At 69.6% G+C, this 17,740-nt stretch carries 12 protein-coding genes; 5 read left to right on the top strand and 7 right to left on the bottom strand.

Annotated elements, in window-relative coordinates:
• Positions 1–103: 103 nt before the first annotated feature.
• From hemW to rph, 3 genes are read right to left on the bottom strand one after another with little or no spacing between them, the layout of a single operon-like run.
• Positions 104–1,252 (bottom strand): radical SAM family heme chaperone HemW, encoded by a 1,149-nt coding sequence (gene hemW / locus ACO2RJ_RS16315; RefSeq protein WP_423269182.1) that lies wholly within the window; start codon positions 1,250–1,252, stop codon positions 104–106.
• Positions 1,249–1,911 carry a non-canonical purine NTP pyrophosphatase gene (locus tag ACO2RJ_RS16310; protein ID WP_423269181.1) on the bottom strand — a complete coding sequence of 221 codons (663 nt, stop codon included), beginning with the start codon at positions 1,909–1,911 and terminating at the stop codon, positions 1,249–1,251. The genes hemW and ACO2RJ_RS16310 overlap by 4 nt, the downstream gene beginning before the upstream one ends.
• Positions 1,912–1,918: 7 nt before the next feature.
• Positions 1,919–2,638 (bottom strand): ribonuclease PH, encoded by a 720-nt coding sequence (gene rph, locus ACO2RJ_RS16305; protein ID WP_423269180.1) that lies wholly within the window; start codon positions 2,636–2,638, stop codon positions 1,919–1,921.
• A 133-nt stretch (positions 2,639–2,771) separates the two neighbouring features.
• On the opposite strand from rph, the gene ACO2RJ_RS16300 reads away from it, so the two are divergent.
• Positions 2,772–3,833 (top strand): ligase-associated DNA damage response exonuclease, encoded by a 1,062-nt coding sequence (locus ACO2RJ_RS16300; protein ID WP_423269410.1) that lies wholly within the window; start codon positions 2,772–2,774, stop codon positions 3,831–3,833.
• 102 nt (positions 3,834–3,935) lie between these two features.
• Complete coding sequence (locus tag ACO2RJ_RS16295; protein ID WP_423269179.1) at positions 3,936–5,579, top strand: cisplatin damage response ATP-dependent DNA ligase; 1,644 nt, start codon at positions 3,936–3,938, stop codon at positions 5,577–5,579.
• Between the two features lie 43 nt (positions 5,580–5,622).
• Here ACO2RJ_RS16295 and ACO2RJ_RS16290 read toward each other — a convergent pair whose 3' ends face one another.
• Complete coding sequence (locus tag ACO2RJ_RS16290; RefSeq protein WP_423269178.1) at positions 5,623–6,501, bottom strand: UTP--glucose-1-phosphate uridylyltransferase; 879 nt, start codon at positions 6,499–6,501, stop codon at positions 5,623–5,625.
• Between the two features lie 215 nt (positions 6,502–6,716).
• Here ACO2RJ_RS16290 and ACO2RJ_RS16285 point away from each other — a divergent pair, with 215 nt between their 5' ends.
• Both ACO2RJ_RS16285 and ACO2RJ_RS16280 read left to right on the top strand, forming a co-directional pair.
• Positions 6,717–7,826: a lytic murein transglycosylase gene (locus ACO2RJ_RS16285; RefSeq protein WP_423269177.1), complete on the top strand. Its 1,110-nt coding sequence runs from the start codon at positions 6,717–6,719 to the stop codon at positions 7,824–7,826.
• A 67-nt stretch (positions 7,827–7,893) separates the two neighbouring features.
• Complete coding sequence (locus ACO2RJ_RS16280) at positions 7,894–9,351, top strand: GDSL-type esterase/lipase family protein (protein WP_423269176.1); 1,458 nt, start codon at positions 7,894–7,896, stop codon at positions 9,349–9,351.
• A gap of 61 nt (positions 9,352–9,412) precedes the next feature.
• Here the strand turns inward: ACO2RJ_RS16280 and ACO2RJ_RS16275 are convergent, their stop codons facing one another.
• Together ACO2RJ_RS16275 and gltB are read right to left on the bottom strand one after the other, a co-directional pair.
• Entirely contained in the window at positions 9,413–10,837 is a 1,425-nt protein-coding gene (locus ACO2RJ_RS16275) for a glutamate synthase subunit beta (protein ID WP_423269175.1), read from the bottom strand.
• 172 nt (positions 10,838–11,009) lie between these two features.
• Positions 11,010–15,749: a glutamate synthase large subunit gene (gene gltB / locus ACO2RJ_RS16270; RefSeq protein WP_423269174.1), complete on the bottom strand. Its 4,740-nt coding sequence runs from the start codon at positions 15,747–15,749 to the stop codon at positions 11,010–11,012.
• 391 nt (positions 15,750–16,140) lie between these two features.
• Here gltB and ACO2RJ_RS16265 point away from each other — a divergent pair, with 391 nt between their 5' ends.
• Positions 16,141–17,241, top strand: a complete 1,101-nt coding sequence (locus ACO2RJ_RS16265; RefSeq protein ID WP_423269173.1) for a threonine aldolase family protein — start codon at positions 16,141–16,143, stop codon at positions 17,239–17,241.
• Between the two features lie 16 nt (positions 17,242–17,257).
• Here ACO2RJ_RS16265 and ACO2RJ_RS16260 read toward each other — a convergent pair whose 3' ends face one another.
• Positions 17,258–17,728: an Hsp20 family protein gene (locus ACO2RJ_RS16260; RefSeq protein ID WP_423269172.1), complete on the bottom strand. Its 471-nt coding sequence runs from the start codon at positions 17,726–17,728 to the stop codon at positions 17,258–17,260.
• Positions 17,729–17,740: the final 12 nt, after the last annotated feature.

Below are 17,740 nucleotides of genomic sequence, written 5' to 3'. Positions count from 1 at the left end.
TCGTCCGACATTAAGGATCTTGTCCGGTCCGGTCATCCGGCCCGGCAGGGGCAAGGGCGGTTTTTCCGCCATGCGGTCGACATGCGTCGTCGCGCCGGCAAAACTAGCCCGCCAGGTCCGCCACCACCGCGTCGAGCACCGGAAAGCCCTCCGGGGTCACCCGCAGCCGGTCGCGGCCGACGCGTTCGACCATGCCGTCCATGATCAGGTCGTCGATGCGGCGGTCGTCGATGCGGCGGCCGGAGATGCGATGGAAACGGGCGAGGTCGATGCCCTCCTTCAGCCGGAGGCCCATCAGCAGGAACTCGTCGGCCTGCGCCTCGTGGCTGAGCTCCGCGTCAGTCACGAGACCGCAGCCGTCGGCCTCCACGGCCGCAGCCCAGAGCTCGGGGTTGCGCTCGGTCGCGAGCTCCCGGCGCACGCCGTCGACCACCAGCCGTCCGTGCGCGCCCGGGCCGACGCCGGCATATTCGCCGTAGCGCCAGTAGACGAGGTTGTGGCGGCTCTCCGCGCCCGGCCGGGCGTGGTTCGAGATTTCATACGCCGGCATGCCCGCCGTCTCGCAGGTCTCCTGCGTCACGTCCCACAGCGCGCGGCCGAGGTTCTCGTCCGGCGTCTTCAGCTTGCCCGCCTGGTGGAGCGCGAAGAAGGGCGTGCCCTCCTCGATGGTGAGCTGATAGAGCGACAGGTGCTCCGTGCCGTAGCCGATGGCCTGGGCGAGTTCGGCGGCCCAGCTCTGCGGCGACTGGCCCGGCCGCGCGTAGATCAGATCGAAGGACGTTCGCGGAAAGATCTCGCCGGCGAGCCGCACGGCCGTGAGCGCCTCCTCGACCGTATGCAGCCGCCCGAGCGCCGCGAGGTCCGGCCCGTTCAGCGCTTGCACGCCGAGCGAGACGCGGTTGACGCCCGCCGCGCGGTAGCCGCGGAAGCGGCCGGCCTCGACCGAGGTCGGGTTCGCCTCGAGCGTCACCTCGGCGTCGTCTGCGACCTGCCATCCCGCGCCGATCGCGTCGAGCACGCCCGCGACGGTCGAGGGCTCCATCAGCGAGGGCGTGCCGCCGCCGAAGAACACGCTTTCGACGCGGCGTCCGGGAGCCAGCGCCGCCATATGCGCGATCTCGCGGCGGAAGGCTGAGAGAAACCGCGGCTGGTCGACCTCGGCGCGCCGGACATGGCTGTTGAAGTCGCAATAGGGGCACTTCGACGCGCAGAACGGCCAGTGCACATAGACGCCGAAGCCGGGATCGCTCATTTCGGCGGTCCGCCGGGATAAAGCGCAGCCACCAGTTTGCCGAAGGCGCGGGCGCGGTGCGACAGGCCGGTCGCGCGGCCGTCCGAATTCCAGACGACGCCGTGCTTCTCGTCCGAGCCGATCTCGCCGAAGGTGCGGTCGAGGCCGTCCGGCAGGAAGATCGGATCGTAGCCGAAGCCGAGGTCGCCGCGGGGCGGCCAGACGATCCCGCCCGCCACATGGCCCTCGACGTCGAGCCGCTCGCCGGTCGGCCAGGCGAGGCACAGCGCCGCGACGAAGGCGGCGCGGCGGTCCTCGCGGGCGGTCGCCCCGCGGGCGCCGAGGTCCTCCTCGACGCGGCGCATCGCGACGGCGAAGTCCTTGGACGGGCCAGCCCAGCGGGCGGAGAACAGGCCGGGCGCGCCCCACAGCGCGTGGACGCAAAGGCCGGAATCGTCCGCGAGCGCGGGCAGTCCGGAAGCCTTCGCGGCGGACTGAGCCTTGATCTGCGCGTTCTCCGCATAGGTCGTGCCGGTCTCGTCCGGCTCCGGCAGCCCGAGCTCGCCGGCCGAGGTCAGCTCCAGCGGGAACGGCGCCAGCAGTTCGCGAAACTCGCGCAACTTGCCCGAGTTGTGCGTGGCGACGACGAGGCGGGGTCCGAGGGCGGGCAGGGCGGTCATCGTGCGCTCAGGCGACCGCCATCTTCTGCAGCTCGACGAGCTGGGAGCAGCCCTGCTTTGCGAGCCTCAGAAGCTCCAGCAGTTCCTCCTCGGAGAAGGGCGCGCCTTCCGCGGTGCCCTGCACCTCCACGATGCCGCCCGAGCCGGTCAGCACGAAATTGGCGTCGGTCTCGGCGGAGGAATCCTCGGCGTAGTCGAGATCGAGCACGGTCGCGCCGCCGAACACGCCGCAGGAGACGGCGGCGACATGGTCCTTGAGCGCTGGGCCTTTGAGCATGTCGCGGGCCTGCATCCAGGCGAGGCAGTCGTGCAGCGCGACCCAGGCGCCGGTGATGGCCGCGGTGCGCGTGCCGCCGTCCGCCTGCAGCACGTCGCAGTCGACCGTGATCTGGCGCTCGCCGAGCATCTTGAGGTCGACGACGGCCCGGAGCGAGCGGCCGATCAGGCGCTGGATCTCCTGCGTGCGGCCGGACGGCTTGCCGGAGGTGACCTCGCGGCGCGTGCGTTCGTGGGTGGCGCGGGGCAGCATGGCGTATTCCGCCGTCACCCAACCGCGACCCTGGCCGCGCAGCCAGCCCGGCGCCTTGTCCTCAAGGCTCGCGCAGCAGAGCACGTGCGTCTCGCCGAACTTCACGAGGCAGGAGCCTTCCGCATAACGCGCGACCGCGCGCTCCAGCGACACGGGTCGCATGGCGTCGGGGGCGCGTTTCGAGGGGCGGGTCGACATGAAGGCTCGCATGCTGGTTTCGGCGGAGGCCCCTTCTGCCCCTCCGCAGCGGCGCGGGCAAGCGTCGCAGGCGTCGTTGCGCTGGCGCGCCGCGCCTGTTCGACGCGCCGTCCACGCTTATCTCACTTACGTGATGCGCCCAGAAGACCTGCTCTGCCCCACGCCCAAGGGGCTCTACTGCCCGCCGGCCGACGCCTACATCGACCCCATGAGGCCGGTGGAGCGGGCGCTGATCACCCACGGCCATGCTGATCATGCGCGACCCGGCAACGCCGCGGTGATGGCCACGCCGGAGACGCTCGCCATCATGGCCGCCCGCTACGGCGAGGATTTCTGCCGCGCCCGCCAGCCGTCTCCCTACGGGGCGAAGGCAAAGGTCGGGGAGGTCGAGGTCAGCTTCCACCCCGCCGGCCACGTGCTCGGCGCGGCGCAGATCCGGCTGGAATGGAAGGGATTCCGCGCGGTCGTTTCCGGCGACTACAAGCGCGCCCACGATCCGACCGCCGCCGATTTCGAGGTCGTCCCCTGCGACCTGTTCGTCACCGAGGCGACCTTCGGCCTGCCGGTCTTCCGCCACCCTGACGCTGGCGGCGAGATCGCCAAGCTGCTCGACAGCGTCGAACTGTTCCCCGACCGCGCCCATCTCGTCGGGGCCTATTCGCTCGGCAAGGCGCAGCGGCTGATGAAGCTCTTGCGCGCCGCGGGCTGGGACAGGCCGATCCACCTCCACGGCGCGATGGTCCGGGTGACCGAGACCTACGCCGCGCTCGGCGTCGATCTCGGAGAGACCATTCGGGTCGAGGCCGGGGAACGGGCGAAGCTCGCCGGCGCGATCGTGCTCTGCCCGCCCTCGGCGCTGCGCGAGCTCTGGGCGCGCAAGTTCCCGGATCCGGTGACCGTCGCGGCCTCCGGCTGGATGAGGGTGCGCGCGCGGGCTCGCCAGAAGGGCGTCGAGCTGCCGCTGGTCGTCTCCGACCATGCCGACTGGGACGAACTGCGCCAGACCATCCTCGACACGGGCGCTGGGGAGATCTGGGTCACGCATGGCGAGGAGGACGCGCTGGTCCATTGGTGCGGGACGACGGGGCTGAAGGCGCGGCCGCTGCGGCTGGTGGGCTATGGGGATGAGGGGGAAGCCGAGGAAAGCGACGTGGGGAAAGCCGTGCAGGAGGAGGTGCGTCATGGTCCGGCTTGACCGGACCATTCATGTCGAGCGTGGCGCTCGACCGCGACGATGGGTCCTCCGGTCGAGCCGGAGGACGACGCGCTTCAGTCTGGACGTACGGAAGCGGCTGACATGAACCGCTTCGCCTTCCTGCTCGATCGGCTGTCCTACGAGCCGCGGCGCAACGCCAAGATCCGGCTGATCGCGGACTATCTTCGCGAGACGCCCGATCCCGAGCGCGGCTGGGCGCTCGCCGCGCTCACCGGCGCGCTCAGCTTCCGGCACGCCAAGGCCGGCCTGATCCGCGGGCTCATCATGGAGCGGACCGACCCGGTGCTGTTCGGGCTCTCTTACGATTATGTCGGCGATCTCGCCGAGACCGTCGCGCTGATGTGGCCGGGCGAGACCCGCGCCAACCGCGCGCCCCCGCTGTCCGAGATCGTGGAGGGGCTGACGGCGACCGCGAAGCTCGACCTGCCGAAGCGACTCGCCGCCTGGCTCGATGCGCTCGACGAGACCGGCCGCTGGGCGCTGCTCAAGCTGATCACGGGAAGCTTGCGCATCGGGGCGTCGGCGCGGCTCGCGAAGACGGCGGTGGCGGCGCTCGGCGAGGGGCTGAAGGCCGACGACGTCGAGCTGGTCTGGCCGGGTCTGGCGCCGCCTTACGAGGAGCTGTTCGCCTGGGTGGAGGGGAGGGGGCCGAAGCCTTTCGCCGACGACCCGGCGCCGTTTCGGCCGCCCATGCTGGCGCATCCGCTGGAGGATACGAACTTTCGCGCTCTCGACCCGACGGATTTCGTCGCCGAGTGGAAGTGGGACGGCATCCGGGTGCAGGCCTCCGCCGGCGTCGGCGCGGACGGCCGCCCGGTGGCCCGGCTGTGGAGCCGGTCCGGCGAGGACGTCTCCGGCGCGTTTCCCGACCTCATCGAGGCGCTCAACTTCCACGGCGCGATCGACGGCGAGCTCCTGATCCTGCGCGACGGCAAGGTGCAGACCTTCAACGTGCTGCAGCAGCGGCTCAACCGGAAGAGCGTGACGCCGAAGCTGCTCGCCGAATTCCCCGCCCACATCCGCGCCTACGACCTGCTGTTCGACGGCGCGGAGGACCTGAGGGAGAAGCCCTTCGAGGAGCGGCGCGCTCGGCTGGAGGCCTTCGTCGCGCGCCAGAAGAACCCGCGGGTCGATCTCTCGGCCCTGGTCGCCTTCGACGACTGGGACGGGCTCGCCGCGGCCCGCCTCGATCCGGCCTCGGCCGGGGCGGGCGACGACGCGGCGGCCGTCGAGGGGCTGATGGTGAAGCGCCGCGACAGCCCGTATGTCGTGGGACGGCCGAAAGGCCTGTGGTTCAAGTGGAAGCACGATCCGATGACGGTCGACGCCGTCATGATGTACGCCCAGCGCGGCCATGGGCGGCGATCGTCCTTCTATTCCGACTACACCTTCGGGGTCTGGACCGAGGACGCCGAAGGCCTGCGCCTGGTCCCGGTCGGCAAGGCCTATTTCGGCTTCACCGACGAGGAAATGATCGAGCTCGACCGCTTCGTGCGCAAGAACACGACGAACCGTTTCGGTCCGGTGCGGGAGGTGGCGCATGGCGAGACGGAAGGCCTCGTGCTCGAAGTCGCCTTCGAGGGCATCGCGCGGTCCGCGCGGCACAAATCGGGCGTCGCGATGCGGTTTCCGCGCGTCGCCCGCATCCGCTGGGACAAGCCGGCCGCCGAGGCTGACCGCCTGGAGAGCCTCGAGGCGCTGATCGCGGAGCGGGAGACGTCCTGACGCGACCAATGCGCGTCAGGCCGTCGGCTCAGTCTCGGCGCATTCAGCGCTTCAGCAGCGCTTCGACCTCGGCGCGGAACTGGGCCGCCATCTCGTCTCGCGCCAGCGCATAGGCGACGTTGGCGGTGAGGAAGCCGATCTTCGAGCCGGTGTCGAACACCGGACCCTTGAAGGCGTAGCCCGAGAAGGCCTGTGTGTCGGCGAGCGCCAGCATGGAGTCCGTGAGCTGGATCTCGCCGCCGGCCCCCGGCTCCTGCTTGGCGAGCAGGTCGAAGATTTCAGGCTGAAGGATGTAGCGCCCGGAGATCGCGAGATTCGATTGCGCCGTGCCCTTCTTGGGCTTCTCCACCATCGACGTCATCTTGAAGCCCTTGCCGATGTCTTCGCCGCGGCCGACGATGCCGTATTGGTGGGTCTGGTCGTCCGGCACCTCGTAGACTGCGACGACGTTGCCGCCGCCCGCCTCTTCATAGACGTCGATCATCTCGCTCAGGCACCCGCGCGCGCCCTGGTGCAGCATGTCCGGGAGGATGAGCGCGAACGGCTCGTCGCCGACGATGTCGCGCGCGCACCACACCGCGTGGCCGAGGCCAAGCGGCTCCTGCTGGCGGGTGAAGCTGGTCTGCCCGGCGCCCGGAAGCTGAGCCTTCAGGATCGCGATCGCCTCGGTCTTGCCGCGGCGCTCCAGCGTGTCGTCAAGCTCGTACTGCTTGTCGAAATGGTCCTCGATCACGCCTTTGTTGCGGCCGGTCACGAAGATGAAGTGCTCGATCCCCGCGTCCCGCGCCTCGTCGACCACGTGCTGGATCACGGGCCTGTCCACGACCGTCAGCATCTCCTTCGGCACCGCCTTGGTCGCCGGCAGGAAGCGGGTGCCGAGGCCGGCGACAGGAAATACGGCTTTGCGGATCGGGCGGGACATGACGGCTCCGGCGAGAGGGCGGGACGGCGGCCGCAGATATGCCGCGGTCGGCGCGTAGAATTGGGACGGTCGGCGGCGAGTGTAAAGGCCGCATGAGCGCGAGCCCTGGGCGCCACATGGTTAACCCGCTGTAAACTCCCGCCTGTATGCTCGACCGACGTGGCGCGAACGATCGGGCGTGAGGCGATCTCCCCCGCCCAAGAGGAGAATTGCATATGAGCGTCCTGCGTCGGCTTCCCCGCAGCTTCGCCTTTGGCCTGACCGCTCTCGTCGCTTTGACGGTCCAGCCGGCGGTCGCGCAGCAGGCGCGTCTCGACGCCTTCGTCGTCCGGTTGAAGCCGGACGCGATGAAGGCGGGCGTCAGCTCCGCCACCTTTGATCGCGCCATGCGGGTCGTTCAGTACGACCAGGAGGCGATCGACAAGTCGCAGCGGCAGCTCGAATTCAAGCTCACCATCGCGAACTACATCGACACCCAGGTCTCGGACACGCGCATCAGCCGGGGCCAGCAGGCGCTGGCGCAATATGGCGACGTGCTCGCGCGGCTGGAGCGGCAATACGGCGTCGACCGCTACTCGATCCTCGCGGTCTGGGGGATGGAGACCAACTACGGCGCGACGATGGGCGGCCACAACGTGATCAGCGCGCTCTCGACCCTCGCCTGTTGCGCAAAGCGCCGCAACGAGTTCTTCCGCAAGGAGCTGATCGCCGCGCTTCAGATCATCCAGATGGGGCAGGTGACGCCCGAGAACATGATCGGCTCCTGGGCCGGCGCGATGGGGCAGACCCAGTTCATGCCGACGAACTTCAAGCCTTACGCCGCCGACGGCGACGGCGACGGCCGGCGCGACATCTGGGAGTCCGCGCCGGACGCGTTGGCGTCGACCGCGAACTTCCTCCGAAAGCACGGCTGGCAGCCCGGCCAGAAGTGGGGACGGGAGGTGGTCGGCGCCCGCGGCGGAAAACTGTTCATGCCGGCTGGGCCGAACGGGCCCGCCTTTCTGACGACCGCGAACTACCGGGTCATCAAACGCTACAACAACGCTGACAGCTACGCGCTCGCGGTCGCCCATCTCTCCGATCGAATCCGCGGCGGCGGACGTTTCCAGACGCCCTGGCCAAACCACGACGCGCCCCTCGACGAACAGGGGCGGATGGAGCTCCAGACGCTGCTCGCCCAGCGCGGCTTCGACGTCGGCGCGCCGGACGGCAAGATCGGCCCGGCGACGCGCGACGCCATCGCGTCCTATCAGCGGCAGCAGGGGCTTGCCCCGGACGGCTACGCCGGCGTCTCCCTGCTGCGGCGGATCAGGACCGGGCGCTGACGGGCGGCGGCCGCTTCGGGCGCAAGCGGTTGGCCGGATCGCCGGTCGCGTGATACCGTCCCGTCGCATGACACGGGCGATCCTCTGCGCGCTCCTTGCGCTCACGGCCTTGTCGCTGCTCGGCGTCGTCCCGGACGCGCGGGCGCAGGACGCCTATCCCCGCTATTTCGAGGGATCGCCGCGCGGCGAGCGCGTTTATCGGCAGCGTCGCTACGAGGACGACGACGACGCCTATTTCGAGCGTCGCCTGCGCTCTTACCGGCGAGACGCCATTGCCCGCCGGGATGCGGAGCGCCGCAGGCGCGTGCAGGAGGCGGACCGCTCCCAGCGGCAAGGCTTTTCGGTGCCGTTCCTGCAGCGGCTGTTCGGCGGGGCGCCAAGCGAGCCGACCCGGGAGCCGAGCGTCGAGGTCCGACCGCCGCCCCGAATCGTCCGGCGGCGGCCGCCGGATCGGCCGCGTCCGCCGTCGATGGCGGCTCCAGCGGCTCCGGCGCCGGGCGTCGTCTCGCCGGGATCGGCCTCGCTCGCCGCGTCGGGGACGGCTCAGCCGGTTCCGGCGACGACCTTCATCGCCGTTTTCGGCGACAGCGTCGCCGACGGGCTTGCGGGCGGCCTGGAGGAGGGCTTCGCGGACACCCCGGACGTCGGCGTGCGACGCCATGTCAAGGCGAACGCGGGGCTGGTGCGCGCCGACTATTTCGACTTCGTGGAGGAGGCGAAGAAGGCGGTCGCGGCAGGACCGCTTCAATACGCCGTGATCGACGTCGGCGTGAACGATCGCCAGCCGTTTCTCGACATGCGACAGGCGGCGCCGCTCTCGCCCGAGTGGACGGAGAGGTACAAGGCCCGCATCGACGCGCTGTTGCAGCCTTTCATGGAGAAGAAGATCCCCGTCTACTGGGTGGGCCTCGCGCCGAGCGAAAGCGTCAAGGCGAGCTCCGACCACACCGCGCTGAACGCGCTGATCAAGGAGCGCGTGGAGGCTGCGGGCGGAACCTATGTCGACGTGTGGGAGGGCTTCGTCGACGAGGAGGGCGCCTACGTCGCTTCGGGTCCCCAGCTCGACGGCCAGACGGGGCGGCTGCGTCTAGACGACGGCGTGCACTTTTCGAAGGCCGGTTCGCGCAAGCTCGCGCATTACGCGGAGCGGGAGATTCGCAAGGTTTTGCAGCCGAAGCCCGCCACCGTCGAAGCGATCCCGGGAGCCGTGGCGCCTGACGCGGACGCGCAGGCGACGGCGCCCTCGCCGATGGAGGCGTTCCGGCAGCGCCCGGTCGCGAGCCCCCTCGTGGTGCTGACCGCGCCGCGCCGCGCCTCCGGCGGCGCGCTTGCCGCCGCCGCGCCGATCCCCGCTGCGACGGTGTCGCCGGACGCCGAACGGGTTCTGCTCAGGGGCGAAGCGCCGGACGCCGCCCCGGGCCGCCTCGACGACGCGCGTTGGCCGGGCGCCGAGCCGGCGTCGCCGGACAAGCCGGCGGCGGGGTCGCCCGCGCCATCAGAGCCTGCGGCCAAAGCCGCGCCCTAGTCGTGCGCCGTCCTCAGCGAGCACGGCCGCTTAATACTGGCCACGCCGGCTTTTCCCGCGGTCAGCGCGGGAGTTTGGTCGAGCCGGTGAGGAAGATGTCGATCGCATGCGCGGCCTGGCGGCCTTCGCGGATCGCCCAGACGACCAGCGATTGCCCGCGCCGCATGTCGCCGGCGGCGAACAGCTTCGGATCGGACGTCACGTAGCTCGTCTCGTCGGCGAGAACGTTGCCGCGCTTGTCCAGCGCGACGCCGGACTGCTCGATCATGCCGGAGATGACCGGTCCGGAGAAGCCGAGGGCGATGAAGACGAGGTCGGCCTTGATCACGAACTCCGTGCCCGGGATCGGCTGACGCTTCGCGTCGGCGCGGGCGCAGCGCACGCCGGTGACGCGGCCGTTCTTGCCCTCGATTCCGAGGGTGACCGCGGCGAATTCGCGTTCCGCGCCCTCCGCCTGGCTTGACGAGGTCCGGAACTTCGTCGGCCAGTACGGCCAGGTCATCAGCTTGTCTTCGATCTTTGGCGGCACCGGACGGATGTCGAGCTGCGTCACCTGGATCGCGCCCTGGCGGAACGAGGTGCCCACGCAGTCGGACGCCGTGTCGCCGCCGCCGATCACGACGACATGCTTGCCGCCGGCCTCGACCGTCGCCTCGGGGATGCGGTTCTCGAAGCCGACGCGCCGGTTCTGCTGGACGAGGAACGGCATGGCGTAATGCACGCCCTGCAGGTCCTGCCCCGGCAGCTTGGGGTCGCGGGGGTGCTCGGCGCCGCCGGCCATCAGCACGGCGTCGTGAGACCGGGACAGCTCCGACAGCGGCATGTCGACGCCGACATTCACGCCATAATGGAAGGTGACGCCCTCGGCCTCCATCTGCTCGACGCGGCGGTCGATGTGGCGCTTCTCCATCTTGAAGTCGGGAATGCCGTAGCGCATCAGGCCGCCGGCCTTGGGCTCGCGTTCGTAGACATGGACGTCATGGCCGGCGCGGGCGAGCTGCTGCGCGGCCGCCATGCCGGCGGGACCCGATCCTACGACCGCGACGCGCTTGCCGGTCCTGTGCTCGGGCGGCTCCGGCGTGATCCAGCCGTTCGCCCAGGCCTTGTCCGAGATCGCCTGCTCGACCGTCTTGATCGCGACGGGGATGTTCTCGAGGTTCAGCGTGCACGCCTCTTCGCAGGGCGCGGGGCAGATGCGGCCGGTGAACTCCGGGAAATTGTTGGTGGAATGCAGGTTCCGAGACGCCTCCTGCCAGTCGTCGGCGTAGACGAGGTCGTTCCAGTCCGGGATCTGGTTGTGGACCGGGCAGCCCTGCGGCCCGTGGCAGAACGGGATGCCGCAATCCATGCAGCGCGCGGCCTGCTTCGCCACTTCGGCGTCGGACAGCGGCAGCGTGAACTCGCGAAAATGCCGGATGCGGTCGGAGGCCGGCTGATAGCGCGCCTCCTGCCGCTCGATTTCGAGGAATCCTGTGACCTTACCCATGCCGGTCTCCTCCCCGCGGAGGCCTTTCCTTCATGCCGCGGCGGGCGCCGGCCGCCGGCGCCGCGTAGCGCGACGCCCGACCGCTCGCCCCAAGCGGATTAGACCCATTCTGAAGACGCCCGCCGGGCCGTCATAGGCCCTGCGGAACGGACGCGCCAGTGCGCGTTCCGCCTCATTCGGCCGCCTGAAGCGTCCGCGCCTTCTCCATCTCGCGGAGCGCGCGGCGGTACTCGAGCGGCATCACCTTGACGAACTTGTTCCGGTAGCTCGTCCAGCCGTCCAGGATCGCCTTCGCCCGCGCCGAGCCGGTGTGGGCGAGATGCGCCGAGATGAGCTGGTGAAGCCTGTCCTCGTCATGGCGCGTCATGTCGGGATCGACATGGATGCGGCCTTTGAATTCAAGGTCGCCGCCGTGGTGGTGAAGCTCCTCCATGAGCTCCTCCTCCTCCAGCACCGGCTCGAGATCGACCATCGACAGGTTGCAGCGCGCGGCGAAGTCGCCGGCCTCGTCCAGCACATAGGCGACGCCCCCGGACATGCCGGCCGCGAAGTTGCGGCCGGTCCGCCCGAGCACGACGACGACCCCGCCGGTCATGTACTCGCAGCCGTGATCGCCCGCTCCTTCGACCACCGCGATCGCGCCGGAGTTGCGGACCGCGAAGCGCTCGCCGGCGACGCCGCGGAAGTAGCATTCGCCCTCGATCGCGCCGTAGAGCACGGTGTTGCCGACGATGATCGACTCCTCCGCGACGATGCCGGCGTTTGCGGCCGGGCGGATGATGATGCGTCCGCCCGACAGGCCCTTGCCGACATAGTCGTTGGCCTCGCCGGTGAGGTCGAGCGTCACGCCCGCGGCGAGGAACGCGCCGAAGCTCTGGCCGGCGGTGCCGGTCAGCTTCACGGTGATCGTGTCGTCGGCGAGGCCTGCGCTGCCATGCGCCTTGGCGACCGCGCCGGACAGCATCGCCCCGGCCGACCGGTTGCGGCTGACGATCCCGCGCTCGATGATCACGGGCTCGCCGCGTTCGATCGCGGGACGGGCCGCCTCGATCAGGTCGCGGTCGAGCACGGCCTCGAGATGGTGGTCCTGACGCTCGGCGTGGCGGATGGCGACGTCGGCGCCGACAACGGGCTTGGCGAACAGCTTGCCGAAGTCGAGGCCCCTGGCCTTCCAATGGCCGACGGCGTCGCGCTTATCGAGCAGGTCGGAGCGGCCGACGATGTCCTCGAGCTTCGTAAAGCCCATTTCGGCGAGCAGCATCCGCACCTCTTCCGCGACGAAGAAGAGGTAGTCGATGACGTTTTCGGGCGTGCCCTTGAAGCGCTTGCGCAGCACCGGGTCCTGGGTCGCGATGCCGACGGGGCAGGTGTTCAGGTGGCACTTGCGCATCATCAGGCAGCCGGCCGCGATCAGGGGCGCGGTCGAGAAGCCGAACTCGTCGGCGCCGAGCAGGGCGCCGATCACGACGTCGCGGCCGGTGCGCAGGCCGCCGTCGACCTGCAGCCGCACGCGGCCGCGCAGCCGGTTCATGACCAGCGTCTGCTGGGTCTCGGCGAGGCCGGTCTCCCAGGGGCCGCCGGCGTGCTTCAGCGAGGTGAGCGGGCTCGCGCCGGTGCCGCCCTCGAAGCCGGAGATCGTGATGTGGTCGGCGCGCGCCTTGGCGACGCCGGCCGCGACCGTCCCGACGCCGACCTCGGAGACGAGCTTCACCGAGACGTCGGCCTCCGGGTTGACGTTCTTCAGGTCGTAGATGAGCTGCGCCAGATCCTCGATCGAGTAGATGTCGTGGTGCGGCGGCGGCGAGATCAGGCCGACGCCCGGCGTCGAGCGGCGCACCTTGGCGATGGCGGCGTCCACCTTGTGGCCGGGCAGCTGCCCGCCTTCGCCGGGCTTCGCGCCCTGCGCCACCTTGATCTGCATCATGTCGGAGTTGACGAGATACTCCGCGGTCACGCCGAAGCGGCCGGAGGCGACCTGCTTGATCGCCGAGCGCTTTGAGTCGCCGTTCGCCAGCGCCATGTAGCGCTCCGGCTCCTCGCCGCCCTCGCCGGTGTTCGACTTGCCGCCGATCCGGTTCATGGCGATCGCGAGCGTCTCATGCGCCTCGCGCGAGATCGAGCCGAAGGACATGGCGCCGGTGACGAAGCGCTTGACGATGTCGGCCGCCGACTCGACCTCGTCGATCGACACGGTCTCGCGGCCGCGCTCCTTCGCCGCGCGGATGCGGAACAGGCCGCGCAGCGTCAGCAGCCGCTCGGACTGCTCGTTCACCATGCGCGCGAAATCCTCGTATTTCGCGAAGGAGCGCGAGCGCACGGCGTGCTGCAGCTCGGCCACTGTGTCCGGCGTCCAGGCGTGGTCCTCGCCGCGGATGCGGTAGGCGTACTCGCCGCCGACGTCGAGCGCCGAACGCAGCACGGGAACGTCCGCGAAGGCGAGCGTGTGGCGGCGCACCGTCTCCTCGGCGATCTCGGCGAGGCCGACGCCGCCGACCGGGGTGGCCGTGCCGTAGAAGAACTTGTCGACGAACTCCTTCGACAGGCCGATGGCGTCGAAGATCTGCGCGCCGCAATAGGACTGGTAGGTCGAGATGCCCATCTTGGACATGACCTTGAGCAGGCCCTTGCCGATCGACTTGATGTAGCGCGTCCGCACCTCGGTCGCGTCGACCCGCTCGGGGAAGTCGAGCGCCTGATGCATCGAAGCCAGCGTTTCGAAGGCAAGATAGGGGTTGATCGCCTCGGCGCCGTAGCCCGCGAGCACCGCGAAGTGATGCACCTCGCGCGGCTCGCCCGATTCGACGACGAGGCCGACCGAGGTCCGCAGGCCCTTGCGGATGAGATTGTGATGCACCGCCGCCGTCGCGAGCAGCGCCGGGATGGCGATCCGGTTCGGCGCGACGAGACGGTCGGACAGGACGACGATGTTGAAGCCGCCATGGACGGCGGCTTCCGCGCGCTCGCACAGCCGGTCGATCGCGTCCGCCATGCCGGCGGCGCCCTTCTCGACGGGATAGGTGGTGTCGAGCGTGCGCGTCTGGAAATGGCTCTCGGCGAGGTCGTCGATCGCGCGGATCTTCTCCAGGTCCTCGTTGGTGAGGATCGGCTGGCGCACCTCGAGCCGCTTCTTCTTCGAACTGCCCTCGAGATCGAACAGGTTCGGCCGCGGCCCGATGAACGAGACCAGGCTCATCACGAGCTCCTCGCGGATCGGGTCGATCGGCGGGTTCGTGACCTGGGCGAAGTTCTGCTTGAAATAGGTGTAGAGCAGCTTCGACTTGAGCGAGAGCGCCGACAGAGGCGTGTCGGTGCCCATCGAGCCGACGGCTTCCTGCCCCGTCGTCGCCATCGGCGTCATCAGCAGGCGCACGTCCTCCTGCGTGTAGCCGAAGGCCTGCTGACGATCGAGCAGGCTCGCCTCGCGCCGCGGGCGGGGCGGCGGCGCGTCGGGCAGGTCTTCAAGCACGAGCTGCGTCTTCGCCAGCCACTCCTTGTAGGGGCGCGCGGCGGCGAGATCGGCCTTGATCTCCTCGTCGGAGACGATGCGGCCCTGCTCGAGGTCGATCAGCAGCATGCGGCCGGGCTGCAGCCGCCACTTCCGCACGATCTTCTCCTCCGGCATGGGCAGCACGCCCATCTCGGACGCCATCACCACGAGATCGTCGTCGGTCTGGAACCAGCGGGCGGGCCGCAGGCCGTTGCGGTCGAGCGTCGCGCCGATCTGGCGGCCGTCGGTGAAGGCGATCGCCGCCGGCCCGTCCCACGGCTCCATCATGGCGGCGTGGTACTCGTAGAAGGAGCGGCGCTGCTCATCCATCAGCGGGTTGCCGGCCCAGGCTTCGGGCACGAGCATCATCACGGCGTGGACGAGGCTGTAGCCGCCCTGCACGAGGAACTCGAGCGCGTTGTCAAGGCAGGCCGTGTCGGACTGGCCCTCATAGGAGATCGGCCAGAGCTTCGAGATGTCGTTGCCGTAGAGCTCGCTGTCGACCGAGGCCTGGCGCGCCGCCATCCAGTTGACGTTGCCCCGGAGCGTGTTGATCTCGCCGTTATGCGCGACCATCCGGTAGGGGTGGCTGAGGGACCACGCCGGGAAGGTGTTGGTCGAGAAGCGCTGATGCACGAGCGCGAGCGCGCTCTCGAAGCGCTCGTCGCTGAGGTCGGGATAATAGGCCGCGAGCTGGTCGGCGAGGAACATCCCCTTGTAGACGATGGTCCGGCACGACAGCGAGACGGGATAATAGTTCGAGGCTTTCGGGTCCGTGCCGTAGATCTCGTTCGACACGACCTTCCGCAGGATGAACAGCCGGCGCTCGAAATCGTCCTCGCTCGTGATGTAGGGCGAGCGGCCGATGAAGATCTGCAGCTGGATCGGCTCGGTCGGCTTGACGCTTTCGCCGAGGGAGGCGTTGTCGGTCGGCACGTCGCGCCAGCCGAGGAAGGTCTGGCCTTCGTCCGTCACGACGCGCTCGAACACCGACTTGATCGTCTGGACGGCGGACGGGTCCCGCGGCGCGAAGATGTGACCGACCGCGTAGTGGCCGGGCTCCGGCAGCGCAAAGCCCAGCCGTTCCGCCTCGGCTGCGAAAAACTTGTGCGGAATCTGCACCAGCATGCCCGCGCCGTCGCCTGCGCGCGGATCGGCGCCCACGGCCCCGCGGTGCTCGAGATTCTCGAGGATCTTGATTCCGTGCTCGATGATCGTGTGGCTCTTGCGGCCCTTCATGTCGGCAACAAAGCCGACCCCGCAGGAATCCTTCTCGTGGCGCGGGTCGTACATCCCCTGCGCGGCGGGCAGCCCGGCGTCGATGACGATCGGGGCGCGCGCGGCTTTGGTCGCAGCCGCCTTCGCCGCCGCGTTCCAGAGTTCGCCGTCCGTCTTCTTCGTCATGGCCAGACTCCCATGATCCATCGCCTGAGCATCGCGGCCATCCAAAAACCGCGCCATAGGTCGAGCGCGCTGAACCGCGGCGGCCCGCCCCATCCAAGGAGCCGTCCACCGGTGGCGCGATCCGCAGTTCACGAGGAAACGCCGTCTCGACGCAAATGGACAGCCTTGCTGTCCTATTGCGGGCGCACCTTAAGCAGAAAAGCGCAGCGCGGTAAAGCGGCGGCGGCGTTCAGGGCGCGGGTGGCGACGCCGAGCAGAAGCGTATAAGCCGGCGAGTGCGCCGAAAGTTCAAGGCCGCGCCCGCCTGTCAAGCGCGGCCGGCGCTCTGGGCGCCGCGATCGATGTCCGCGCAACCGTCTACGGCAATCTTCCGGTCGACCGGACCCGACCACGACGAGGGACCATTTTTCCCATGAACCTCGCAAGCGACAATGTCGCGCCCGCGCATGACGCAGTGCTCGAGGCGCTCGCCGCCGTCAACCGGGGACCCGCGAGGCCATACGGCCACGACGACGTCAACGCCCGTGTCGAGGCGCTGCTGTCGGAGGTTTTTGAACGCAAGGTCACGGCGTTTCTCGTCACGACCGGAACCGCTGCGAATGCGCTTGCGCTCGCGCAGATGACTCCGCCCTGGCGCGCCGCGATCGGCCACGCGGAGGCGCATGTCATGCACGACGAATGCGGCGCGCCCGAATTTTTTACCGGGGGCGCCAAGATCGTGGGCGCGCCGGGCGTCGACGGCCGGCTGACGACGGAATCGCTCACGGCGCTTTTAGCGCGCGACTTCTGGACGCCGCCGACCCACGTCGCGCCGGCGAGCCTCACCCTGTCGCAGGCGACCGAAGCCGGCACAGTCTATCGCCCCGCCGAGATCGCGGCGCTGACGGCGATCGCCCGGGAGCGCGGTCTGCGGGTCCACATGGACGGCGCCCGCTTCGCGAACGCCGTCGTGAGCACGGGGGCGTCGCCGGCGGATCTGACCTGGCGGGCGGGCGTCGAGGCTCTGTCCTTCGGATTCACCAAGAACGGCGCGATGGCGGCGGAGGCGGTCGTGCTGTTCGCGGACGACCTTGTCGAAAACCTCGCCGAGCGGCGCAAGCGCGGCGGTCACACCTGGTCGAAAGGGCGCTTCATCGCGGCCCAGATCGAGGCGCTGCTCGCCGGCGGCCTCTGGCTCGACCTCGCCCGGGCCGCGAACGCGCGCGCGGCCCAGCTCGCGATCGGCCTGGAGGCGCGGGGCTTGCGTCTCGCCTTCCCCGTCGAGGCCAACGAAGTCTTCGCGCACCTGCCCGCGGCGCTGCATGACGCGCTGAAGGCGCAAGGCGCGCAGTATTACCTCTGGAGCAGCGAATCGATCGCGCCGCAGCGCCGAGGGCGCGACAGCGAGGTTCTCGCCCGCTTCATCCCGTCCTTCGCCACCGAGCCCGTGGAGATCGACGCGCTGCTCGCCGCGATCGACGCGGCCGCGCCACGAAAAAAGGCGCTCCGGTCTCCCGGAGCGCCCCTGTTCTAGAGCCGTGCCGCCCGGGTCACGCGGCCTGCTTCTGCTCGACCGTCTTGGCGTCGATCGCAGGCGCGCCCGAGCCGATCGGGATGACCCGCGGCTTCTTCGCTTCCGGCACTTCGCGCACGAGGTCGACGTGGAGCAGACCGTTCTCAAGGCTCGCGCCGGTCACCTGGACGTGGTCGGCGAGCTGGAAACGGCGCTCGAAGGAGCGGCCGGCGATGCCCTGGTGGAGCACCTGGGCCCTGGGTTCGGCCGACGTCTTCTCGCCGCGAACGGTGAGCGTGCCCTCACGGACCTCGATGTTCAGGTCCTTCTCGCCGAAGCCGGCGACCGCTACCGTGATGCGATAGGCGTTCTCGTCCGTGCGCTCGATGTTGTAGGGCGGATAGCCGGGCGTCTGGCCTTCCGCGCCGGCGACGCTGTCGAGCAGCGAAAACAGACGGTCGAAGCCGACGGTGGAGCGGTAGAGCGGGGTAAGGTCGTACTGGCGCATCTCATATCCTCC

Origin of the sequence: Hansschlegelia sp. KR7-227, assembly GCF_049446035.1 — a bacterium.
Classification (GTDB): Bacteria; Pseudomonadota; Alphaproteobacteria; order Rhizobiales; family Methylopilaceae; genus Methylopila.
This window is presented reverse-complemented; position numbering and strand designations above follow the sequence as displayed.